The 21,825-nt window shown below is 61.1% G+C and carries 18 protein-coding genes; 5 read left to right on the top strand and 13 right to left on the bottom strand.

All coding sequences use genetic code 11. From position 1 onward, the window contains the following. Positions 1–9: 9 nt before the first annotated feature. From HU752_RS26770 to HU752_RS26755, 4 genes are all read right to left on the bottom strand, one after another. On the bottom strand, positions 10–720 hold the full coding sequence (locus HU752_RS26770; RefSeq protein ID WP_186688051.1) for an ABC transporter permease: 711 nt from the start codon (positions 718–720) through the stop codon (positions 10–12). Continuing rightward, positions 717–1,445, bottom strand: a complete 729-nt coding sequence (locus HU752_RS26765) for an ABC transporter permease (protein ID WP_186688048.1) — start codon at positions 1,443–1,445, stop codon at positions 717–719. Before HU752_RS26765 ends, HU752_RS26770 begins: the two co-directional genes overlap by 4 nt. 58 nt (positions 1,446–1,503) lie before the next feature. Then, entirely contained in the window at positions 1,504–2,283 is a 780-nt protein-coding gene (locus tag HU752_RS26760; RefSeq protein WP_054056619.1) for a transporter substrate-binding domain-containing protein, read from the bottom strand. Positions 2,284–2,795: 512 nt separating this feature from the next. After that, positions 2,796–5,249, bottom strand: a complete 2,454-nt coding sequence (locus HU752_RS26755; RefSeq protein ID WP_186688046.1) for a penicillin acylase family protein — start codon at positions 5,247–5,249, stop codon at positions 2,796–2,798. Between the two features lie 139 nt (positions 5,250–5,388). Here HU752_RS26755 and HU752_RS26750 point away from each other — a divergent pair, with 139 nt between their 5' ends. After that, positions 5,389–5,943 (top strand): cysteine hydrolase family protein, encoded by a 555-nt coding sequence (locus tag HU752_RS26750; RefSeq protein WP_186688044.1) that lies wholly within the window; start codon positions 5,389–5,391, stop codon positions 5,941–5,943. Positions 5,944–6,244: 301 nt separating this feature from the next. On the opposite strand, the gene HU752_RS26745 is transcribed toward HU752_RS26750, so the two are convergent. The 5 genes from HU752_RS26745 to HU752_RS26725 all read right to left on the bottom strand — a co-directional run bounded on the left by HU752_RS26745 (position 6,245) and on the right by HU752_RS26725 (position 12,562). After that, positions 6,245–7,033, bottom strand: a complete 789-nt coding sequence (locus HU752_RS26745) for an ABC transporter ATP-binding protein (RefSeq protein WP_186688043.1) — start codon at positions 7,031–7,033, stop codon at positions 6,245–6,247. Then, entirely contained in the window at positions 7,030–8,100 is a 1,071-nt protein-coding gene (locus tag HU752_RS26740) for a FecCD family ABC transporter permease (RefSeq protein ID WP_186688042.1), read from the bottom strand. Before HU752_RS26740 ends, HU752_RS26745 begins: the two co-directional genes overlap by 4 nt. A 246-nt stretch (positions 8,101–8,346) precedes the next feature. Further along, positions 8,347–9,462, bottom strand: a complete 1,116-nt coding sequence (locus HU752_RS26735; protein ID WP_186688041.1) for an ABC transporter substrate-binding protein — start codon at positions 9,460–9,462, stop codon at positions 8,347–8,349. Between the two features lie 31 nt (positions 9,463–9,493). Then, complete coding sequence (locus HU752_RS26730; RefSeq protein WP_186688040.1) at positions 9,494–10,174, bottom strand: Fe2+-dependent dioxygenase; 681 nt, start codon at positions 10,172–10,174, stop codon at positions 9,494–9,496. Between the two features lie 3 nt (positions 10,175–10,177). Next, on the bottom strand, positions 10,178–12,562 hold the full coding sequence (locus HU752_RS26725) for a TonB-dependent receptor (RefSeq protein ID WP_186688039.1): 2,385 nt from the start codon (positions 12,560–12,562) through the stop codon (positions 10,178–10,180). Positions 12,563–12,757: 195 nt separating this feature from the next. Here HU752_RS26725 and HU752_RS26720 point away from each other — a divergent pair, with 195 nt between their 5' ends. The 3 genes from HU752_RS26720 (at position 12,758) to HU752_RS26710 (ending at position 16,378) form a co-directional block, all read left to right on the top strand. Further along, positions 12,758–13,468, top strand: coding sequence for a response regulator (locus HU752_RS26720; RefSeq protein ID WP_186688037.1), 711 nt, complete (start codon positions 12,758–12,760; stop codon positions 13,466–13,468). Further along, positions 13,465–14,853 (top strand): ATP-binding protein, encoded by a 1,389-nt coding sequence (locus HU752_RS26715; protein ID WP_186688034.1) that lies wholly within the window; start codon positions 13,465–13,467, stop codon positions 14,851–14,853. The genes HU752_RS26720 and HU752_RS26715 overlap by 4 nt, the downstream gene beginning before the upstream one ends. A gap of 328 nt (positions 14,854–15,181) precedes the next feature. Next, positions 15,182–16,378, top strand: coding sequence for an IS256 family transposase (locus tag HU752_RS26710; protein WP_217838493.1), 1,197 nt, complete (start codon positions 15,182–15,184; stop codon positions 16,376–16,378). 245 nt (positions 16,379–16,623) lie between these two features. On the opposite strand, the gene HU752_RS26705 is transcribed toward HU752_RS26710, so the two are convergent. After that, the gene (locus HU752_RS26705) at positions 16,624–16,830 is read right to left on the bottom strand and encodes an SEC-C metal-binding domain-containing protein (RefSeq protein ID WP_186688766.1); all 207 of its coding nucleotides are present in this window, start codon (positions 16,828–16,830) and stop codon (positions 16,624–16,626) included. 7 nt (positions 16,831–16,837) lie between these two features. After that, positions 16,838–17,317 carry an LEA/WHy family protein gene (locus tag HU752_RS26700; RefSeq protein WP_186688769.1) on the bottom strand — a complete coding sequence of 160 codons (480 nt, stop codon included), beginning with the start codon at positions 17,315–17,317 and terminating at the stop codon, positions 16,838–16,840. A 119-nt stretch (positions 17,318–17,436) separates the two neighbouring features. On the opposite strand from HU752_RS26700, the gene HU752_RS26695 reads away from it, so the two are divergent. Next, positions 17,437–17,940, top strand: a complete 504-nt coding sequence (locus tag HU752_RS26695) for a hypothetical protein (protein WP_186688770.1) — start codon at positions 17,437–17,439, stop codon at positions 17,938–17,940. Positions 17,941–17,946: 6 nt separating this feature from the next. Here HU752_RS26695 and HU752_RS26690 read toward each other — a convergent pair whose 3' ends face one another. Both HU752_RS26690 and HU752_RS26685 read right to left on the bottom strand, forming a co-directional pair. Continuing rightward, positions 17,947–18,423 (bottom strand): YchJ family protein, encoded by a 477-nt coding sequence (locus HU752_RS26690; protein ID WP_186688772.1) that lies wholly within the window; start codon positions 18,421–18,423, stop codon positions 17,947–17,949. An 803-nt stretch (positions 18,424–19,226) separates the two neighbouring features. Further along, complete coding sequence (locus tag HU752_RS26685; RefSeq protein ID WP_186688774.1) at positions 19,227–21,788, bottom strand: SIR2 family protein; 2,562 nt, start codon at positions 21,786–21,788, stop codon at positions 19,227–19,229. Positions 21,789–21,825 lie beyond the last annotated feature (37 nt).

The following is a 21,825-nucleotide window of genomic DNA, read 5'->3' as shown; positions in this document are numbered from 1 at the left end:
GGGAAATTCCTAGTGAGCCGGGCCGAGGAAGGCCAGCCAGCGCCGCTCGGCCAGTCGGAACAGGCCGACCAGGGTAAAGGTGATCGCCAGGTAGATCACTGCGGCGATGCCGAACGACTGGAAGGTCATGTAGGTCGCCGAGTTGGCGTCCCGGGCGATCTTCAGGATATCCGGGATGGTCGCGGTGAACGCCACGGTGGTCGAGTGCAGCATCAGGATCACTTCGTTGCTGTAGTACGGCAGCGAGCGCCGCAGCGCCGAGGGCATGATCACATAGGCGTAGAGCTTCCAGCCGGTGAGGCCGTAGGCCTTGGCCGCCTCGACCTCGCCATGGTTCATGCTGCGGATCGCCCCGGCGAAGATCTCCGTGGTGTAGGCGCAGGTGTTCAGGGCGAAGGCGAGGATGGTGCAGTTCATCGCATCGCGGAAGAACGAGTTGAGCAACGGCTGGTTGCGCACGGCTTCCAGGCTGTAGATCCCGGTGTAGCAGATCAGCAACTGGATATACAGCGGCGTACCCCGGAACAGGTAGGTGTAGAACTCCACCGGCCAGCGGATGCGACGCTTGGGCGAGACGCGGGCGATCGACAGTGGGATCGAAAGCAGGAAACCGATGAAGATCGAGGCACTGAGCAGCCACATCGTCATGGCCAGGCCGGTGATGTGCTGGCCGTCGCTGTAGAGGAACGGGCGCCAGTATTGTTCGAGCAGTTCGATCATCGCACGGCCTCCCGGCTACCTGCGGCATAACGTCGTTCAAGCCAGCGCAGGACATAGTTCGAGGCACTGGTGATGAGCAGGTAGATCAAGGCGGCGAGTACCAGGAAATAGAACAGTTGATAGGTGCTCTTGCCCGCGTCCTGGGCGGCCTTGACCAGGTCGGCCAGGCCGATGATCGAGACCAGTGCGGTGGCCTTGAGGATCACCATCCAGTTGTTGCCGATTCCCGGCAGGGCGAAACGCATCATCTGCGGGAAGGTCACGAAGCGAAAGCGCTGGGCCCGGGTCAGCCCATAGGCCGTGGCGGCCTCGAGTTGCCCGCGAGGCACGGCGAGAATCGCACCGCGGAAGGTTTCGGTGAAATAGGCGCCGTAGATGAAGCCCAGGGTGATGACCCCGGCGGCGAACGGGTCGATCTCGATGTAGTCCCAATCCATGGCGTCGGTCAGGCTGGAGAGCCAGGTTTGCAGGCTGTAGAAAATCAGCAGCATCAGCACCAGGTCGGGTACGCCACGGATCAGGGTGGTGTAGACCTGCGCCGGCAGGCGCAGCAGGCTGATGCTGGAAAGCTTGGCACTGGCGCCGAGCAGGCCGAGCAGGACGCTCACCAGCAGCGACAGTATCGATAATTTGATGGTCATCCAGGTACCTTCCAGCAGGATCGGGCCGAAGCCCTTCAAGCTGAAGGCGGAGAGCCCCAGGGTTTGCAGGAGGTTGTCGAACATGAACGTGTGCCTTTGGCCGTCAAGAAAGCGCCCCCTTTTGCAGGGGGCGCCCAGGGGATTATTTCCCGCTATACAGATTCAGGTCGCCAAAGTGCTTCTTCTGGATTTCGGCGTACTTGCCGTCCTTGTGTAACGCTTCGATACCTTTGTCCAGCAGAGCCTTGAGGTCCTTGTTACCTTTTTTGATACCGATCGCGGTTTTCGATGGCAGCAGTGGGTCGTCGATGGCCTTGCTGACTTCGTAGCCAGCACCGGCCGGGGACTTCAGGAAGCCCAGTTCGGCCTGGAGCATGTCCTGTACCGAGGCGTCGAGACGGCCGGAAGTCAGGTCGGCGTAGACCTGGTCCTGGTTGGCGTAGGCCTTGGTGGTCACACCGGCCTTGTCCAGCACGGCCTTGGCGTAGGCTTCCTGGATGGTGCCTTGCTCGTAGCCCACGGTCTTGCCCTTGAGGGATTCAGGCGTGGAGTAGTTCGCCCCTTTCTTGAACACCAGGGAGGTTGGGCCGGAGAACAGTTCGCTGGAGAAGTCGATGGCCTTCTGGCGGGTTTCGGTCACGGTCATCGACGAGATCACGCCGTCGAACTTGTTGGCATTGAGGCCGGGAATCATGCCGTCGAAGTCGCTTTCGACCCATTTGCATTTGACTTTCAGCTCGGCGCAGATGGCATTGCCCAGATCGATGTCGAAGCCGACCAGGCTGCCGTCAGCGGCCTTGGACTCGAAGGGGGCGTAGGACGGATCCACGCCAAAGCGCAGTTCCTTGTATTCCTTGGCCATGGCGACGCCTGCGCCCATGCAGAGAGCCAGTGCGGAAAGGGTCAGCAATGCTTTTTTCATTATTTAATCCCTGAAGACCAAAATGAGCGCTTGTGGCGCACGAAGTACTGTTACTGGAACGCGTATGACCGGATAAAAGTAGCAATTTCCGAACCATAGTCCCGAACAAGCGTTTTAAAAGGTAGGAATATGGCTACAAGCCAGCTCATCATGCCCGAAAACGGGCAGCAAAAAACTCGCGCACCTTAATGGTGCAAAAAATTTGTAGTAAGGATATCGCGCATCACAGGGTTGGCATTGTGTGATTTGAGGTGATGACCGGTGCCTGGTGATGGGTGCCTGGTGATGGGTGATGAGGGATGAGTGATGTGGCGAGCGGGCTTGCCCGCGCTGGGCTGCAGAGCAGCCCCTAAACCTTCCCTCGCTGTGCCAGGGAGAACCGGTCGCCAGGTTTACGGCTGCTTTGCAGCCGAGCGCGGGCAAGCCCGCTCGCCACAATCATCGCAACCGCAACCGCAACCGCAACCGCAACCGCAACCGCAACCGCAATCCCTGCTTCGCGCGCGCCGGACCTACTTACCCGGTGTCAGGGTCAGGCGACTGGTGCCGTAGGCCCTGTCGAGGTTTTGTGGCTGCATCGGGAAGCTGACGTACTGGGCCTTCAGCCAGGCATCCAGGCCATTGGCGTAGTTCGGGCTGGCCGGGTTGCCGGACTGACCGGGGCTCTGTTGGCCGGTCATCGGTTCGGTCTGGCCGAAGTCGACGATCATCCGCACCGCCGGTGCCAGCACCGTCTCGAAGCTGTTGCCGCCCCACAGGTAGGCCGTGGTGTTCAGGGTGGTGTGGTCACCGCCGACCTGGACCGGGCCACGCAGGCTCTGACCGCTGGCGCTCTTCCAGTCAAGGCGATGCAGCTTGCCCCACTGCCAGGCCTTGTGGTCCGTGCCCAACTGGCTGTCACCGGCGCTGATCGCGGCGGCCAGACTGCGAGCGAGGATCGCGGGCTTGTCTTCCTTCTGCGGGGTGCGGCTGTCGTCCCAGAACGGGCTGTCCTCACGCCCCAGCAGATGATCGGCCTGGGCCGAATAGGACAGCCGGCCGTTGGCGATGAAGGCCTGCCACACCGGGCCGTTTTCCGGGCCGAGTTCGTCGAGGAAGATCTGCTTCATGCTTTCCTGCAGGAACAGCTCGTACAGCGCGGCGTCGGCCGAGCTTGGGCTGAGCTTGCCGTCGAACGCCATCAACCGGCTGAGGGCTTCACGCGCCTTGGCGCGTTCGGCTTCCGGCAGCGCGTCGATGGCCTGCTTGAGCGGCTGGGCCATGCCCGGGGCCTCGAACATCTTCTTCAGCTTGTTGGCGAAAGTGGTGCTCTGGTCGTACTGCATGGCGATGGTGCTGCGGGTGTCCTGCTTGCCGGCGCTGGCCAGTTGCGCCAGGCGCTCGCCACGCTCCGGGTAGTACCAGGCGTTGGAAAGCTGCATGCCGTAGCCCTTGGCCGCGGTGCGCTGGTTGGCGGTGCCGAGCCAGCCTTGCGGCGGGGTCTGGTCGTAGGGGTGGAGCATCGCATCGGCATAGCCGTCCCAGTCGAAGCGGCTATCCCAGCCCGGTGAGGGGAGCAGGCCTTCGCCTTCGCGGCGGTTCGGATAGCGGCCAGTGACCTGCCAGCCGATATTGCTGGCGTCGGCGAAGATCATGTTCAGGGCGATGGCGCGGATTTCCCGGCTGGCGTCGGAGGCCTTCTCGGCATTCTGTGCGCGGGACAGGTCGAAGAACGCATCGAGGCTCTTGTCGTCCTTGAGCGGCGCCGTCTGCAGGGCCAGGCCGTAGCCTCCGGCCAGCGGTGCGTCGCCCAGGGCGCTGTTGAGCAGCGGGCCGTGGCGGGTTTCGTAGACGGTCTCGCGGATCGAGCGTTGGCCCTTGATGAAGTAGGTCTCGTTGCGCACGATGGCCGGCAGCCATTTGCCGTCGGCTTCGTAATACAGCGCGTTGCCCTGGCGCTTGAGCTTCTCGAGGAACAGGTCCTGGCTGTCGCCCGGCACTGCCGCCAGGCTCCAGGCGACCTTGCCGTTGAAGCCGGAGAGAATCGCTGGCAGGCCGGCCACCGACAGACCGGCGGCCTGGTACTTCGGGGCGCGGATCTGCACGTAGTTCCAGGCGGCGGGAGCGCTGGTCGGTTGCTGCAGGTCGGCGGCCAGCAGGCTCTTGCCACTGCGGCTGCGTTGCGGGGCGATGGCCCAGTTGGTCGAGGTGCCGGCGCCGAAACCGTTCAGGGCGCTGACCTGTGCAGAGGCCTTGTCGACGGCGGCGAGACCGCTGACCTGGCTCAGCGCGATGCCCTTGAGCTTGTCCGCCTCGGCCTGTGGCAGCGGCTCGTCAGGAGCGCTCGGGGTCAACCAGGCGAGCTTGTCGATCCCGGCTTTCTGGGCGATCACCAGCGAGGAAATCTCTTCCGGCAGGTTGGCCGAGAGCTGGAAGTTCAGCAGGCAGAAAATCAGCGCGGAATCCTCCGGCTTCCAGTATTCGGGCAGGTAGCCGGTACGGGCCAGGTCCGGTGGCAGCTTGTCGCGGTAGCGGAACAGATAGGCGTTGACGCCCCGGGCGTAGACCTCGAAGAAGCGCTTGAGGCGTGGCGAGGCGGCGTTGTACAGCTCGCCGGCGCTCTTCTTCAGGTTGACCGCGCGCATGAACCGGTCGGTGTCCAGGGCCTCGGCACCGTTCATCTCGGCCAGGCGACCCTGGGCCAGCAGGCGCAGGGTGACCATCTGGGTGATGCGGTCGCTGGCATGGACGTAACCCAGGGTGAACAGTGCGTCATGGAAACTGTTGCTTTCGATCAGCGGCATGCCCAGGGTGTTGCGGCGTACCGACACGTTCTGCGCCAGGCCCTTGATCGGCTGCACGCCGGAAGTCGGTGGCAGGCTGTCCTGGGCGTTCCAGGACTGGCAGCCGGCCAGGCCGAGCAGGCCTGCCACGGCGGCGGCGACGCCACATTTTTTGAAAAAGAGAGGGTAGGCTGGCGAGGCCATGGCAAGGCTCCTGCGGGGGTAGCGTCAGTAAAGGCGCTACGTTAGTGAGCGGGACCAGGCCGCGCAAGACGGGGGCTGCGGTTATTTTGCGGTTTTATGCGATCCTGTCGGTTCTTGTCGGACAGGGAGCGAAAGAACGATGACCACCGGGATATGTGCCGCACTGATCGTGATCGACCAGCAGCAGGGCATTCTTCAGCCCCGGCTCGGGCCACGCAACAACCCTGCGGCCGAGGAGCGGATCGCCGAGTTGCTGGAGCATTGGCGCGAAAACGGCTGGCCGGTGGTGCACGTGCAGCATCTGTCCCGTTCGTCGGAATCGGTGTTCTGGCCTGGCCAGTCGGGGGTCGAGTTTCAGGAACGGTTTCGGCCGTTGCCGGGTGAATGGCTGATCCAGAAGCAGGTGCCGGATGCCTTTTGCGCCACCGCTCTCCAGGCCCGGCTCCAGGCGGCGCAAATCGGTCAACTGGTGATTGTCGGCGTGGCGACCAACAACTCGGTGGAGGCGACGGCGCGCACTGCAGGCAATCTTGGCTTCGCCACCCGGGTGGTCGAGGATGCCTGCTACACCTTCGACAAGCCGGATTATTTCGGCCAACTGCGCACCGCCCAGGAGGTGCACGCCATGTCCCTGGGCAACCTGCATGGCGAGTACGCGACGGTGGTGTCCGCTGCCGAGGTGATGGGCCGATAGACGTTTGCTTGGATTGTCCTGTGGGAGATTCTGTGGTTCTGCGCAAGGCTTGCCGGCCTCTTCGCGGATGAATCCGGCTCCCACAGCTCTGCGGTGTCCGCCGTTTCCTGGGAGCATGTTCTGCTGCTCATCAGCAAGGGAATAAAGACAGTTGGCTCCCACATCGAACGGCCGTGGTCACAAGGTCGGTGAGCAGCATAAAACCGTGGGAGCAGGATTCATCCGCGAAGAGGCCGGCAAGTCTTGCCCCGAATCCTGGAAGCTCCCACAGGAATAGCGCCGCCCCGGATCGCCTCGTACATCAGGATCCGCCCATCGCCTCATCCACCAGGATCTGCAGGGTCTGCCGTGAGCAGCGCTCGATCCGTGCCTCGACACCATAGACTTCGGCGAACAGCCGGGTATCGAGAATATCCTGCGGCGCACCGCTGGCGAACAGTTGTCCCTGGCGCAGCACCGCGAGGTTGTCGGCATAGCGGGCAGCGAGATTGATGTCGTGCAGTACCACCACGGCAATCAACCGGTGTTCACGTACCAGCGACTGCACGCAGGCCATCACCTTCAACTGGTAGTTGAGGTCCAGGGCGCTGGTGGGCTCGTCCAACAGCATCACCTGTGGCCGGCGGGCGATCAGTTGCGCCAGGCTGACCAGCTGGCGCTGGCCCCCGGACAGGCTGCTCAACCACTGGTCCGCCAGGTGAGTGATCCCGATGCGCTGCAGGGCACTGAACGCTTCGTCCAGGCATTGCTGGTGCGACAGGCGGCCGACACGCAAGGCTGCAACCACGCTCTCCATCACGCTCAGGCTCAGGCCCGGCGGCAGGTTCTGCGGCATGTAGGTGACCCGCCGGGCCCGTTCCGCCACCGATAGACGAGCCAGGTCCTCACCTTGCAGGCGTACGCTGCCGCTCATCTTTTCCAGGCCGGCGATCCCGCGCAGCAGGGTCGACTTGCCGGCCCCGTTGGGGCCGATCAGGGCGGTCAGCGTGCCCGGCTGCAATATCGGCAGGCTCAGGTCGCGGACCACCTGGCGCCGGCCGTAGCCAATCACCGCATGCTCGACTGCCAGGCCCTGTGCTTGCTCACTCATAGTTGCCTCCCACGCTTGAACACCAGCACGACGAAGATCGGTACGCCCACCAGCGCGGTGACGATCCCCACCGGTACGACCACGCCGGGCATGATCAGCTTGCTGGCGATCGACGACAGCGAAAGCAGCAGGGCACCGACCAGGGCGCTGGCCGGCAGCAGGAAGCGCTGGTCCTCGCCGACCAGGATGCGGGCGATGTGCGGACCGACCAGACCGATGAAACCGATGGTGCCGACAAAGGCCACCGCCGTCGCCGACAGCAGGCTGATGCGCAACAATGAAGCGAAGCGCAGGCGCTTCACATCGACGCCGAAACTCATCGCACGGTCCTCGCCCATGCGCAGCAGGGTCAGGCGCGGGGCTGCGGCGAAGGAGAACGGCATGACCAGGGCGATCACCAACGCGAGAATGCCCAGTTTGTCCCAGTTGGCCCGGGTCACGCTGCCCAGGGTCCAGAAGATCAGCTGTTGCAGCACGTCTTCGGTGGCGACCAGTTGCAGCAGCGCCACTATCGCATTGCAACTGAAGACCAGGGCGATACCGAACAGCACCAGGCTTTCCACCCCGGCACCCCGCAGCCGTGACATGGCCTGTAGCAGGAAGACCGAGGCGGCGGCGAAGACGAAGGCCGAGACGGAGATGGCCGTATTGTTCGACAGCCAGGCGGTGGCGAGCGGAAACACGATCACCAGCGAGGCGCCGAGGGCTGCCGCCGATGACACGCCGAGCGTGAAGGGGCTGGCCAACGGGTTGTTGAGGATCGCCTGCATCTCCGCCCCGGCCAGCGACAGCGCGCAGCCGACCAGCACGGCCATCAGGGTGTAGGGCAGGCGCACGTTCCAGATGATCACCTGGTCGGTCAGGCTCAGGTGGTCAGGGTGCAGCAGGCCATCGAGCAGGGCGGGCAGGCCCATGCCGGAAGGGCCGCTGGCCAGGTCGACGAGCATCGCGCACAGCAGGGCGCCGCCCAGCAGCACCAGCAACCACAGGCGGCGCAGCAGGAGGCGGCGATAACCCTGGCTGGCAGCGGCCAGGTCCAGGGGTGAAGCGTTCAGGGATGTAGTCATCACGGTCAGGCGGGCAGTACGCGGATGTTGGCTGTTCACTGACTCTGTGGCGAGGGGGCTTGCCCCCGCTGGGGAACGCAGTTCCCCTGAAACCGGAAAACCCGGTCTATCAGATAGACCGAGTTCTCCGGTTTACGGCTGCCTTGCAGCCGAGCGCGGCGGTGCGGCGTCCCGACAAGCCCGCTCACCACATGGAATCAGTGTCGAAGCCGTTCCGGCAGCCCTGTTCCTCAGGGTTGAAGGAAATTACTTGGTTGGCGCATCGATCCAGTACGCGCCCTTGATCGGGGTGTCGAGGAACTGCTTGTTCATCGCCTCCAGGGTGTCCTGTGGATTCAACTGGGCGAACAGCTCAGGGTGGGTCCACTTGGCCAGGGCCTCGATCGCCAGCAGGTTGTACGGCGAGTTGTAGAAGTCATGCCACAGGCCGTGGGCGTTGCCGCTGCGGATCGCCCGCAGGTTCTTGAACTCGGGACGTGCCAGCACCGTGTCGAAGGCCGTGCGGGCTTCGGTCTGGCTGACCCCGGCACCCAGGACCAGGCCCGGCTTGTGGTTGCCGGTGGCGACATACAGGTCCGGATCGGCCTTGAGTGCGTATTCGACGCTGACATCACCGAGAGCACCCGGCACCACGCCTTCGGCGATGTTCACGCCACCGACGGTACGGATCACTTCACCCATGCCGCTCTTGCCGGTGGTGTGCCCCGGGGCCTGCCAGGCGCCGGCGAGCAGTTCGAGGAAGACTTTCGGCCGCTGGCTGTCCGGCAGGTTGCCGACCTTGTCGGTGATGGCCTTCACATGCTGGTCGTAGAAGTCCAGGTAGGCCTTGGCCTGCGCTTCGCGACCGAGGGCCTGGCCGAGGGATTCGAGGCTGACGTGGGTGCCCTTGATCGGGTTGATCCGGAAGTCGACGAACAGTACCGCGATGCCGGCCTTGGCCAGCACATCGGCGACCGGGCTGTGTTCGGTCGGGCCGTGCCCGGAGATGCTGAACACCGCCAGGTCGGGCTTGAGGCTGAGGATTTCCTCGGCGCTGACGCTCTGCTCCGAGGCCTGGCCGATCAACGGGATATCCTTGACCTTGGGGAATTTGGCGGCATAGGCCGCGTAGGTGTTCGGGTCGAGCAGGCGCAGGTCGTTCTGCCAGCCGACGATCCGCTGGAACGGGGCCTCGCGGTCGAGCAGGGCAAAGGCGGAAATCAGCCGGCCTTCACCGAGCACCACACGCTGGACGTGGTCCGGCACATCGACCTTGCGGCCCAGCACGTCGGTGACTTCATGGGCCGAGGCCGCGGCGACGGGGCCAAGCAGCAGGACGGTGAACAGGGCACTCAGGCGCAGGAGCGCACGGGGTTTGATCATCACGATTTCTCCGGGAGGGGCAGGCGGCGCATCAGACGTCACTCCAGCGCCGTAGCAGGTTGTGGTAGGCGCCGCTCAGTTGCAGCAGCGACAGTTCGTCGGCGTGTTGCGCACTCAGGCGCTGGATCGCCACATCCATGTCCAGCAGCAGGCTGCGCTGGCTGTCTTCGCGGACCAGGCTTTCGATCCAGAAGAACGCGGCGACCCGTTCGCCACGGGTGACCGGATTGATCTTGTGCAGGCTGCTGCCGGGGTAGAGCACCAGGTGCCCGGCCGGCAGCTTCACGGCGTGTTCGCCGAAGGTGTCGCGAATCACCAGCTCGCCACCGTCGTAGCTGGCCGGATCGGCCAGGAACAAGGTGGCGGAGAGGTCGGTGCGCACGCGTTCGCGCACGCCCTTGAGGCCGCGGATGGCGTTGTCGATGTGCAGGCCGAACGACTCGCCGTTGCTGTAGCGATTGAACAGCGGCGGGTAGATCCGTTTCGGCAGGGCGGCGGACATGAACAGCGCGTTGTCCGAGAGCCGCTTGAGGATGCGTTCGCCGAGGCGAATCCCCAGCGCCGAGTCCTCGGGCAACTGCCGGTTGTGCTTGACCCGCGCCGAGGCGAGCCCGGCGGTGGTCTTGCCATCGATCCAGGGCTCGGCCAGCAGGCCAGCGAGCATGTCGCGGGCCTGCTCGGCGCTGAACAGTTCAGGAACCTCGATCAGCATGGATCAGAACTCGTAGTCGACGCTGGCGGTCAGCGTCCGGCCAGCCCCGGGGATGCCGTACAGCTGGAAGCCGTCCAGCGAAGCGCCGACCTGGCTGTAGTAGAACTTGTTGAACACGTTGTTGAGGTTCAGGTTGACCCGCGTCTGCGAATTGATCTGGTACTGCGCCGCCAGGTTATGCAACCAGTAGCTGGGGGCCTTTTCGTTGTCCTTGACGTAGATCGCGTAGACCCCGGCTGGCCCGGTGGCGTAGCTGCTGTTGTTGTTCAGGCCACCGACATACTTGTTGTCGCTGTAGCGCCGGCGGCCGACGTAGTTGGCGCCGTAGCTCAGGCTCAGGTCTTCGGTGACCTTGTAGGTGGTCCACAGGTTGGCGGTCAGGTCAGGAACGTTCTTGGCCTCGGCGCCCTTGTTGGCGCCCTTGGTCTGTACGCTCTTGAGGGCGGAGAAGCCGCTGTACACGGTCCACTCGGGGGTGATGTTGCCCTGCAGGCCCAGCTCGACGCCGTCGACGCGCTTGGCCGGCAGTGCCCGCACCGGTGCGGTTTCGCCGCTCTGGTATTCCCAGGAGTTTTCCAGCTCGGTGCGAAACAGCGCCGCGGTCAGGTTCACCTGGTCGTGGAACAGGTCCCACTTGGTACCGACCTCGTAGGTCTTGGACTTGGCCGGCGAGTAGTTGCTGGTGGTCGAGGCGCCGTAGATCTGGTTGTTGGTCGAGGCCCCGATCGCCGAGGGCTCCGCCGCCTCGCTGTAGGAGGCATAGATGCTGCCGTTGGGCAGCGGCTTGTAGACCACGCCGGCGCGTCCGCTCACGGCGCCATCGGTGCTGCTGATATCGGCCTGGCCACGCTGGGTAGTCTGGGCGCGCCAGTGGTCGTAGCGCAGCGAGCCGAGCACCTGCCACTGGTCGTTCAGGGTCACCGTATCGCCCACGTAGAGGCCGGCGTTGTCGATGATCGAACGCGGTTCGCCTTCGCCCTTGGTCACCCAGGTGCTGGCGAAGCTGTGCTGCGGATCGGCCATGTCGAAGAACATATCGCCGGCGGGGACTTCGGCGTTGCGTTTCAGGCCACCGTAGGTCTCGTGGTACAGCTCAACGCCGCTGACCACGGCGTGGGAAACACTGCCGGTGTTGAAGCCGAAGCTGAAGTCGGTCTGGTTGTCGAGGATGGTGTAGCGCTTGGATTGGCCGTAGTCGGAGCCACGCAGGATGCCGTAGGCGGTGTTGCCGTTGGCAATGTAGTCGGTATAGGCATTGACGGTCGAGCCGGGGACCTGGCTGATTGCACCGACCCCGGTATAGCCCAGGGTCGCGCAGCGGGTACCGGTGCAGGTTTTCTGGCCGTTGGCGTTGGCGGCGAAGAAACGCGCCGGCGACAGCACCGAGAAGTTGTCGGTGCGTTCCCAGCGGATCTGGTTCTTCAGCTTGGCGTCGTTGTCGAAGTCATGCTCCAGGCGTGCGGTCAGCGACAGGGTTTCGGTCTGCTGGGTGTACAGGCTCGAGTCACCGTACCAGTTGGAGCGCTTCACGCCGGGCATGGTGTCGCCGTTGGTGCCGCGTTGGATCGGCAGGCCGGTGTCCGGGGTGTTGTTGTCCTTCTGGTAGAACAGGTCGACGAACACCCGGGTCGGCGTGCCCAGGCCCATGCCCAGGGAGGTGGCCAGGCCCCAGCGGTCGTAGTCGACGTCGTCGCGATCGGCCACCTGGTTGTAGTGGCGCATCAGGTTGATCCGCAGGGCGGTGGTGTCGTTCAATTCGTGGTTGAGGTCGGCGGTGAGGCGCCGGTAGTTGTCGCTGCCAACGCCGGCCGAGAGTTTGTTCCTGTCGCCCAGGTGGGCTTCCTTGCTGACCAGGTTGACGCTGCCGCCGACGGCCGAGACGCCGGACTCGATGGCGCCGGTTCCCTTGAACACCTCGGCCTGCTGCAGGTTGAAGGTGTCGGTGCGGGTCGACATGCCGGCATCGCGCACGCCGTCCACGGTCAGGCTCTGCTCCGAGGAAAAGCCACGGATCGAGAACATGTCGCCCCAGCCGAGGTTGCCTTCGCCGGACATGAAGGTGATGCCCGGTACGTTGCGCAGTACTTCCTGCAGGCTCTGGGCGTTCTGCTCCTTGAGTACCTGTTGCGGCACCACGGTGACGCTCTGCGGGGTGTCGAGCAGCGGCTGGCTGAGCTTGGCCGAGCTGGCACGATCGACCTTGAACGGCGAGCTGTATTCACCCTCGACCTTCAGGTCCGGCAGGGTCAGGGCGCCGGGTGTTTCCGTTTCCTGGGCCATGGCAGGGTGCAGCGCACCCATGGCCATCAGGCCGAAAACCGGGGCCAGGGTACCGGGCAGGGACAGGGGTTGCAGGCGTGAGGTGGAGGACGGGAACGACGGTGGCATGCGGGACGACCTGTGCTAAATTAAAATCAATCTTATTTAGATTCGGTAGTCTAAAGAGCCAGTCTCGGCGGACGGGGCGTGCTTTGTATTGCAATCGCATACAAACGCCTCCCAACACATTCCATTACATTTCATTTCTACGGGCCGAGCACTTTCGGCTATCTCGTAGTTTTTCTCGGATGCCTACCTCTTTCCATGACCAAGCCCGATCACCTGCTTATCGTCGATGACGATCCGGAAATCCGTCAGTTGTTGTCCGAATACCTGACCAGCGCCGGCTACCAGACCTCCACCGCCTGTGACGGCAAGGAGATGCGCCGACGCCTGGAACTGAACGTCATCGACCTGATCGTCCTGGACCTGATGCTGCCGGGGGAAGATGGCTTGAGCCTGTGCCGCGAGCTGCGGGTGACCTCCAACACCCCGGTGATCATGCTCACCGCCCGCGGTACCCTGGTGGACCGCATCCTCGGCCTGGAGCTGGGCGCCGACGACTACCTGCCCAAGCCGTTCGACCCCCGGGAGCTGCTGGTTCGTATAAAGGTGGTGCTGCGCCGGGCCCAGAGTTTCCCCGAGCGGGCGCGGATCGACGATGTGCCGACCATTCGCTTTGCCGGCTGGCAGCTCGACACCCGGGCCCGCCAGTTGCTGTCCCCGCAGGGGCTGGTGATCAGCCTGGGCAATACCGATTTCCGTGTGCTGCGCCTGCTGCTGCAACACCCCAACCGGCCGCTGAGCCGGGATTTCCTGCTCAACCACGTGTTCGAAAAGGACAGCACGCCGTTCGACCGCTCGATCGACGTGTGCATCAGCCGCCTGCGCCAGCAACTGGAGCCGAGCCTGATCAAGACGGTGCGCAACGAGGGCTACATGTTGACCGCCACCGACGTGGAACCCCAGTCGTGAGAGTGTGGCCCAGCTCGCTGTTCGGCCGGCTGGTGCTGATCCTGGTGACGGGCATGCTGGCGGCGCAGATCCTCACCAGCAGTATCTGGTATGACGTGCGCCACAGCCAGGTGCTGGAGATCCCCACCCGGTTGATCGCCACCCGGCTGGCCAATATCGTGCGCCTCTCGCACCTGGACCCACGCCAGGCGGACAGCCTGATAGGACTGATCGATTCACCGAACTTCCACCTGACCTTGAGCGAGCACCCCAGCACTGTTCCCGGCAGCCTGAGTGAAAAGGACCTGGGTACCGAGCGATTGCTGAACAAGGTGTTGTCGGAGAAGACCGGTTATTCGCAGACCCTGCGCCTGTTGCAGTTGTCAGTGGTGGATCAGCAGGGGCAGGTCGCCGGCTTGTCCACGCTGTTCGGCACACGCCCGGCCATCGGCCGCTTCCTGATCGACCTGCGCCTGCCGGACGGTCGCTGGCTGCTGGTGGAGGCCAGCGAGGAGCAGGGCTGGACCAGCACTTCGCCGCTGGACCTGCTGTTCGACTACGTGATGCGCATCTACCTGCTGCGGATCATCGTGGTGGTGATGCTCGCCCTGCTCGCGGTACGCCTGGCGATCCGCCCGTTGAACGCCCTGGCCAAGGCCGCCGAGGCGCTGGGCCGGGACATCCGCCGGCCGCCGCTGCCACTGGACGGGCCGACCGAGGTACGGCGCGCGGCCCAGGCCTTCAATGTCATGCAGCAGCAACTGATCGCCAGTATTGCCGAGCGTACCCGCTTTCTCGCGGCGATCTCCCATGACCTGCGCTCGCCAATCACCCGGCTGCGCCTGCGTACCGAGATGCTTGAGGACAACCAGGTCAAGGAGCGTTTTCGTACAGATCTGGAGGACATGGAACACATGGTCTCCAGCACACTGGACTTCGTCAGCAGCGGGGAGGTGAACGAGGAGCGCCAGCAGATCGATATCAACGCGCTGCTGCGCAGCCTGCAGGCCGACCTGCAGGATATCGGCGAGCCGATCCTCGTCGAGGGCTCGGCGCAGCGGCCCATGCCCGGCTATGCCCGCAGCCTCAAGCGCTGCGTGCAGAACCTGCTGGAGAACGCGGTGCGTTATGGCCGTGAGGTGGTGGTGCGGATCGAGGATCAGCCGCAGCAGTTGCGGATCGTCATCAGCGATCGTGGTCCGGGGGTTCCCGAGGCGTTGCTGGAGCAGGTGGTGGAGCCGTTCTATCGGATCGAGGGGTCACGCAATGCGAAAACCGGCGGCTACGGCCTGGGACTGAGTATTGCCCACACCATCGCGGCGGCCCATGGTGGGCGGATGACCTTGCGCAATCGCGAGGGCGGAGGATTGGAAGTGACGCTGGCTTTCGAACGACGCGAGGATTAGGGACAGAAGTGCAGCCTGTGGCAGCCGGGGCTGTGGGGGCCAACTGTCTTTGATTCCCTGCTGATAGGCGGGCCCTGGAGGCCCCTTTCGCGGATAAACCGGGGCGCCGGACCGCCGGCTTCCACAGTCGTTGGCGTCAGGCACATATTTTGTGTCTACCAGCAGCTTGTGGGAGCCAGGCACACATCTTGTGTCTACCAGCAGGATCGTGTCCCTAGAAGTGGTGTAACTGAACCAACCGAAGGCGCCCTGCGGGCGAAAGAGGTGGGTCATCGTGGTTCTTGGCTAACGTTGAGTTTGCGGACTTAACCTTCACCAGGAAACCACGATGACCAAGCCCACTATCGCATTGACCGAGTTGGTTGAGAAAGGGGCAGACGCTGATCTGCTCAAGCAAATGATCCAGTTTGTTGCCCAGCGCATGATGGAGTTCGACGTCGAGGGCTTGTGCGGCGCCGGTTTCGACGTCAAAAGCCCTGACCGAACAAACAGCCGCAACGGCTACCGCGATCGCCTCTGGCAAACTCGCGCTGGCGACGTTGACCTGAAGATCCCCAAGCTGCGCCAGGGCAGCTATTTTCCCGGTTTTCTCGAACCACGACGCACCGCCGAAAAGGCCATGGCAGCCGTGATCCAGGAAGCCTATATCCAGGGCGTTTCGACGCGCTCGGTCGACGAACTGGTCAAGGCCATGGGCATGTCCGGCATCTCGAAAAGCCAAGTATCCAGGCTCGCTGGCGAGATCGATGAGCGCGTCCACGCCTTCCTTGATCGACCGCTTGAGGGCGATTGGCCCTACCTGTGGATTGACGCTACCTACGTCAAGGTGCGGGAGGCCGGGCGCATCGTCTCGGTCGCCGTCATAATCGCTGTGGCCGTGAACACCAACGGCGGGCGCGAGGTGCTGGGTATGCGGGTTGGCCCGTCGGAAGCCGAACCGTTCTGGACGGACTTCCTGAGAAGCCTGATGCGACGCGGGCTGCGGGGTGTGAAACTGGTGATCTCTGACGCTCACGAAGGGCTCAAGGCCGCTGTTTCCAAGGTTTTCCACGCGACCTGGCAACGCTGTCGCGTTCACTTCATGCGCAATGCCATGGCCCATGTCGGCAAGGGCCAGCGCACCATGGTAGCGGCCTTGCTGCGCACGGTGTTTGCCCAGGACAGTCGAACCGAATGCCATCAGCAATGGCGGCTGGTGGCTGATCAACTTCGTGAGAAATACCCCAAGATCGCCACGCTCATGGACGGCTGCGAAGATGAAGTGCTGGCGCACATGGCCTTCCCGAAGGCACATCGACAGCAGTTACACAGCACTAACCCGCTGGAACGGCTAAACGCTGAGATCAAGCGGCGTACCGAAGTGGTGGGCATCTTCCCCAACGATCCGGCGATTACACGGTTGGTTGGGGCAATGCTGCTGGAGCAGAACGACGAGTGGTGCCTGCAACGGCGCTATATGCAGTTGGAGGCCTTCGAGGCGGTCAGCGATAATCCGCAGGCCAAGCTGTCGGCCGTGATCAACTAAACGGCAAACTCAGTGGCCAGAGCCATGATGAGTTACACCACGTCCTGGGACACGATCACCAGCAGCTTGTGGGAGCCAGGCAAATATCTTGTGTGTACCAGAAGCTTGTGGGAGCCGGATTCATCCGCGAACCAGGCAACGCGATTATTCAGGATAACCGCGTGCTGGTTCTTCGCGGATGAATCCTGCTCCCACAGTCTCTGGGCTGCCCACAGCCTGTCTTTCAAACAGGCCTCAGACAGGCCTCAGGCGCCGTGGCACTTCTTGAATTTCTTGCCGTTGCCGCATGGGCACGGGTCATTGCGGCCCACGTCCTTCAGGGCGTTGCGGACCGGCTCCTGGTGCGCGTGGTTGCAGTGCGGACCGTGAACATGGCCGTGGTCATGATCGTGATGGGCATGATCATGATCATGGTTGCAATCAGGGCCGTGGACGTGAGGTTGCTGGGTCATGCTGGAACTACTCCGAAATAAGATCGCCGGGAATTATCTCGCCTTTGTGCTCCAGGTGCACGTCATAGCCGATGAATAATCCGGTTTCCAGGGTGCCCTCCAGTCGATAGGGAATCGGCTTGTCGATTTTTTCCAGGCGCCTGGCCAACGGCTTCATGTGCTGCCAGAGGTTGGTCCGTACCGGCACCACGAAGAATGCCCGGCTGTTGGGCTCCACGGTCAGCCAGCGGTCGTAATCGCCTTCGGCCAGCAGCCACTGGTCCAGATAGATCCGATAGTGCAGGGCACGCACGGTCAGGGTGTTGTCGTTGGGGTTGTCGATGCGAAAGTGCAGCTTGAATTTCTGCTGCAACAGCCTGGCCTTGACCAGTTCCACCCGCACCACGCTCACCACGGGGTCCCGCGGCCCGGCATCGAGCCAGGAGGCACAGCCGGACAGCGCCAGGATGACCAGCAGGGCGAGCGTACCGAGTGTCCTTGAGTGCATGGCTTCCTCCTCTCGAAGCCCAGTCTAGCCCGATGGCCGCGGGTTGTGGCGGTAAAACATCCTGGGCGATACTCAAGGCCGGCCGGCGATGGAACGAGCCGGCGCACAGGAGTGTGGTCATGAGCCTTTACGAGATTGTCTTCAGCGGCGAGCTGCTTCCCGATGCCCCGGCCGAACAGGTACGCAGCAACCTGGCGCGATTGTTCCAGGCCGATGCCCAGCGCATCGAGCTGCTGTTCTCCGGACGCCGGCTGGTGTTGAAGAACAACCTCGATGCGGCGGCGGCCGAGAAGTACCGTTCGACCATCGAGCGGGCCGGGGCGCGCGTTGAAGTGCTGGCCATGCCGATGGAAGAGGTCCAGATGAGCGCTGTTCCCGAATCGGCCGGCCGTGCCCGGGTGGTGCCGCGTGATGCCTACATGGCAGCGTTCAGCGAGGTCGATGCACCGGATTATGCGATTGCCGAGGTCGGCAGCGACATGCAGGACCCGAGGCCCGCAGCTGTCGCCCCGGTGCTTGACCTGTCGGGTTTGAGCGTGGCACCGGTGGGCAGCGACATGGGACAGATCCCGGCGCCGGCAGCGCCCGAGGTGCCTGACACTTCCCACCTGAAACTCTGTTGAGCGGGCTCAGCCGGCCAGGTAGCTCGAACAGCACTTCTTGTACTTCTGCCCGCTGCCACAGGGGCAGGCGTCGTTGCGCCCGGCCTTGAGCGTCACGGTCGGGTCGATGAAGTACCAGCGCCCGCCGTTCTGCACGAAGGCGGAACGCTCGCGGTGGCTGTGTTCGCCGCCGCTGTCGTGCCAGCGCGCGGTAAAGGTCACGAAGGCGTGCTCGGGCTGGCCGCCGAATACTTCCGAGCCTTCCACCTGCAGGCCCAGCCAGGTGCTTTGTGCACTCCAGTCGGCGATGGACTGGCGGTCCAGGCCACCTTGCTGGATCGGCAGTGTGGTTGCCACCAGATAGTCGACCAGGCCCAGCACATAGGCGCTGTAGCGCGAGCGCATCAGCGCCTCGGCACAAGGCGCGGGCTGGCCGGCGTGGTAATGGCCGCAGCAGGTGTCCAGCAGGTTGCCGCTGCCGCAGGGGCAAATGGATGCGCTCACGGGAATCACCACCAGTATTTGCCGAAGTTTTCCGGGTTGGCCCAGAACTGATTGGGTGTTGGCGGGAGGCCAAGCGTAGCGGGCTTCATAGCGGACCTCAAGGGTTACTGGTGACAACATGGTGACAGCGTTGGTGACAGTTGGCGAGCATTTGCCGTTGATGCTACATCGGCGTCTACCTTTAGTTACTCATAATTTGTTATGCGGTCTATGTATGGACGCAAGGTGTCGGCAGAAACTCCACCGTAGTCCTCGAAGCTCGGAAATGAAGGCTCATTGTACCGAAGCTTGTGACATCCCATCTGGGCTGGATAAGCGGGAGCAAGCACTCCTTCAGACGATATGCACCCCAGATACGGTCGACTCAATGGGGCTTGAGAGGCTGATGACCGAGGGATGAGAGCTGGTAATCTGTCGCCGCCTGGAACAACAACTCTGCAATCAAACGCAATCGCTTCACTGCCTCTGCGGGAGAATTGTTGCGCTGAGCCTCGTGAGAGCGCTTCAGTGCCGCCACTGCATCTGTGTAGAGCTGATGGTCTGGCATTAGGGGCACGGATTGTTTCTGCATATGCTCCCCAAAAATGATCATCGGATGCTGCACGCTGTCAGACTACGACCGGAAAAACGATGCACTCACGGACTGCCTGAGCATTCAAAAAATAGCAGCTAAGAGGTTAGTGAGGGCGAATTTTTGTCTGTACTCCAGCTTTAGTCATAGGGATCCAACTGATCGGACCCCTGCCTCAGCCCTAACATCCGCATGATTTTTAGCTCAAAGCAGATGATAAGCTTATGTGATGTTAAGTTTCCTGCAGCCGTTCTTCTAACTTTCGAGCTGCCTCATGCATACTCTTCATATAGCTTTCTTCAAGCGCACCAAGGGTTCTAAATGCCTGCACCCGTCTCTTGGGATCATAGGCGTCAAGGTCGGCGCCTGCACGTTCAAGCTCAGAGGACGCAAGCTCGGAAAACTGCTCAATTATCTCAGGCATCGTCATTGCAATGCCGTCATCATATTGAGATAACCCCAGCGAGACGAGATGAGAACGTATTGCTTGAGTACCATTTGATATTTTTGAACTCCAGAGCAGCTCTGTCAGACCCGCACCTTCCGAAATTCCTCCCAACATAATCTCAATGAGTTGAATAAGGCCTACATGGCCAACAATTGCTTCTAATACAGATGGTCCTTGGATTTTAGATACAATGCTTTGTAACTTTCGATCGCTGGTCACAAACAGGGAGCGATCCCCGTGCTCCAACTTCTCCCGAAGAATAGCCAGTTGTATGGAGTCGTGCTCTATTAAAATTGGACGCTTACCTGCAGTGAGCGGATCTGCATAAGCTTTCTCCAGTGCCGCATAATACTCTGGGTAATGAGGCCCTTTTCTCGCTGAAATAACTGTAAAACCTTGTTTCGTCAGAAACGTCCTGAGGGCTGCCTCATCGCGATAAGGAGCGTGCTCTGCAAGATACTTTAAAAAATCAACTTCACCATGTTGGTTCGCCCAGTTCGCGTACGCCCCGACGAATACGTTGAGGTTGCTAACACCGTTATACAAAGCATCGCTTCGAGCAATTCTGCCAAAGTCAGAACCAGCTTCATTGTAGTATGTAATTGCCAGGTTGCGATGGCTAATCACCTCGTTGAGATACCCTGAGCAGACATTAAGATTAACAGTTACAGCCGCAGAGGACGCTGCTTCCTTCAGGCTCTTGATTGCCTCTTTATAAACCTGGCTAAAGGGATGTCCAGGCACCAGTGCCGGTAACAGGACGTTGGCATCAAAGTAAATATCACGTGGCAAAACCATTTTGTGAAGTAAAGTGCGTTCCGGGGCATGAAACGCAAGCTCCATTGCAAAGCTGATCCTACCCAGCTCACCTAAGAGCTTTGACTCCTCTGTAGTCGGATGGAACAACATATTTTTTAGAATCTGCAGTACACGCTGCTGATCAAATGTAACCAGACGTAAATTGCATTCAGCAAGTGCAGCCTCTAACGAGATGTTTTCTGGCGCTCGGCCCGATGCAAAAGCCGCTCCCAGATCCCAGCCTCTCCGCTTTATCAAGTGATTGAAAAGTGTAACGATCTTAGCAATAATCGGTTCAGGTACGGTCCACTTTTCTTCCAGATATGCACGATCCACAAAGCTTCGGCATAATGTTCTAATGGAAGCGTCAAGCATACTTTCTTGAACTGGCTCACCTTTCCAGGCGTAGCGAATCCCCGACCCATTTGATCCTTTCTGCTTAACGCAAAGTCCGTCCTCAATGAGGGACTTGGTTGCCCTGTTCAATATTGCTTCGGCGTCCCTACCTTTTAACCCAAGCTGAAGCCTAATTTTTTCTAAGATATCACTACGAGTGATTGACCCAGGCGCTGCCTCTTGCAGCATCGCTGAAACAATCCCTTCAATTACTACGTGACGCAAAGCTGTCGAGCTATCCTGTGTCTTTGCGCGCGAATAACAGGCCGCAAGGTAATGCTTAGTAGCATCAAAGGGTGTTCTGGTTGTCGTCATAGTGGGGTTTGCTGCGGGTTTCTTTACTTTATTAAATGACTTAATTCCTTCCCATAGTGCCTCATGATTATTTGCAGAATCATACTTCACAATATCTATATTCAAACGACTTGCTTTTGAAAGGAACTCTGAGCTGATATCTTCAGGAAGAAGCGCCATGTGCCTACCAGGTGTTGCGGGGCCAAAGCGTTTGTCAATCTCATTAAAGATGTATTTAATTGCTGGGTCGTAAAACGAAAAGCCCATAAACAAAACATTTCGATTTACAAAGCAGTCCCGTAAGAAGTCTTTGTAAGTATCATCTTTTAATAGATTATCGAATTGACCATCAGACAGGATGATTGAGGCGGGAAACTCTGCTGCACCATGAATCCTCGCAACAAACAACCCATCCTCCCATTGAGCTTGCCGGAACGATGCATCGCCATATTTGTAATCAACGGCCGTAGTCTGGCGAGCAATAGCAATGGCGTCAAGTATGCTTCTATCAAAATTAGTTGTTACGCATGCCTTGAAAGGCAGTTGGCCTACAGCAGATATTTTTTTTGCATCGAAGGAGCTGAACTGTGCTTTCAGTAACTTTAGCTTTTCCCCCTCAACCATTTTCTTCGTGATGTTAAAGTAATCGATTGCAGTCGTGTAGTTGCCATCCTCAACACACTGTAGCATCAATTGGCAAGTAAGGGAGTCAGCCTGCCGCAACTGTTCAGCCAGTTGGACTATCAGCCCTTTCCACGTTGGTAGGCCTGCTCGGACGGAGACCCCAGCGCCAGTGAAGATGATCGGATTAGTAGCCAACCCGAAGAACTGTTGCAATCCGTTTAACACTACTGACATAGCACTATCCTTGTCATTGTTTTCTGTGTAGTGCCAC

Origin of the sequence: Pseudomonas vanderleydeniana (assembly GCF_014268755.2) — a bacterium.
Taxonomy (GTDB): Bacteria; Pseudomonadota; Gammaproteobacteria; order Pseudomonadales; family Pseudomonadaceae; genus Aquipseudomonas; species Aquipseudomonas vanderleydeniana.
This window is presented reverse-complemented; position numbering and strand designations above follow the sequence as displayed.

Coding starts and splice junctions, on each gene's coding strand:
- HU752_RS26770 (WP_186688051.1), bottom strand. CDS start 720: ATGATCGAACTGCTCGAACAATACTGGCGCCCGTTCCTCTACAGCGAC.
- HU752_RS26765 (WP_186688048.1), bottom strand. CDS start 1,445: ATGTTCGACAACCTCCTGCAAACCCTGGGGCTCTCCGCCTTCAGCTTG.
- HU752_RS26760 (WP_054056619.1), bottom strand. CDS start 2,283: ATGAAAAAAGCATTGCTGACCCTTTCCGCACTGGCTCTCTGCATGGGC.
- HU752_RS26755 (WP_186688046.1), bottom strand. CDS start 5,249: ATGGCCTCGCCAGCCTACCCTCTCTTTTTCAAAAAATGTGGCGTCGCC.
- HU752_RS26750 (WP_186688044.1), top strand. CDS start 5,389: ATGACCACCGGGATATGTGCCGCACTGATCGTGATCGACCAGCAGCAG.
- HU752_RS26745 (WP_186688043.1), bottom strand. CDS start 7,033: ATGAGTGAGCAAGCACAGGGCCTGGCAGTCGAGCATGCGGTGATTGGC.
- HU752_RS26740 (WP_186688042.1), bottom strand. CDS start 8,100: ATGACTACATCCCTGAACGCTTCACCCCTGGACCTGGCCGCTGCCAGC.
- HU752_RS26735 (WP_186688041.1), bottom strand. CDS start 9,462: ATGATCAAACCCCGTGCGCTCCTGCGCCTGAGTGCCCTGTTCACCGTC.
- HU752_RS26730 (WP_186688040.1), bottom strand. CDS start 10,174: ATGCTGATCGAGGTTCCTGAACTGTTCAGCGCCGAGCAGGCCCGCGAC.
- HU752_RS26725 (WP_186688039.1), bottom strand. CDS start 12,562: ATGCCACCGTCGTTCCCGTCCTCCACCTCACGCCTGCAACCCCTGTCC.
- HU752_RS26720 (WP_186688037.1), top strand. CDS start 12,758: ATGACCAAGCCCGATCACCTGCTTATCGTCGATGACGATCCGGAAATC.
- HU752_RS26710 (WP_217838493.1), top strand. CDS start 15,182: ATGACCAAGCCCACTATCGCATTGACCGAGTTGGTTGAGAAAGGGGCA.
- HU752_RS26705 (WP_186688766.1), bottom strand. CDS start 16,830: ATGACCCAGCAACCTCACGTCCACGGCCCTGATTGCAACCATGATCAT.
- HU752_RS26700 (WP_186688769.1), bottom strand. CDS start 17,317: ATGCACTCAAGGACACTCGGTACGCTCGCCCTGCTGGTCATCCTGGCG.
- HU752_RS26695 (WP_186688770.1), top strand. CDS start 17,437: ATGAGCCTTTACGAGATTGTCTTCAGCGGCGAGCTGCTTCCCGATGCC.
- HU752_RS26685 (WP_186688774.1), bottom strand. CDS start 21,788: ATGTCAGTAGTGTTAAACGGATTGCAACAGTTCTTCGGGTTGGCTACT.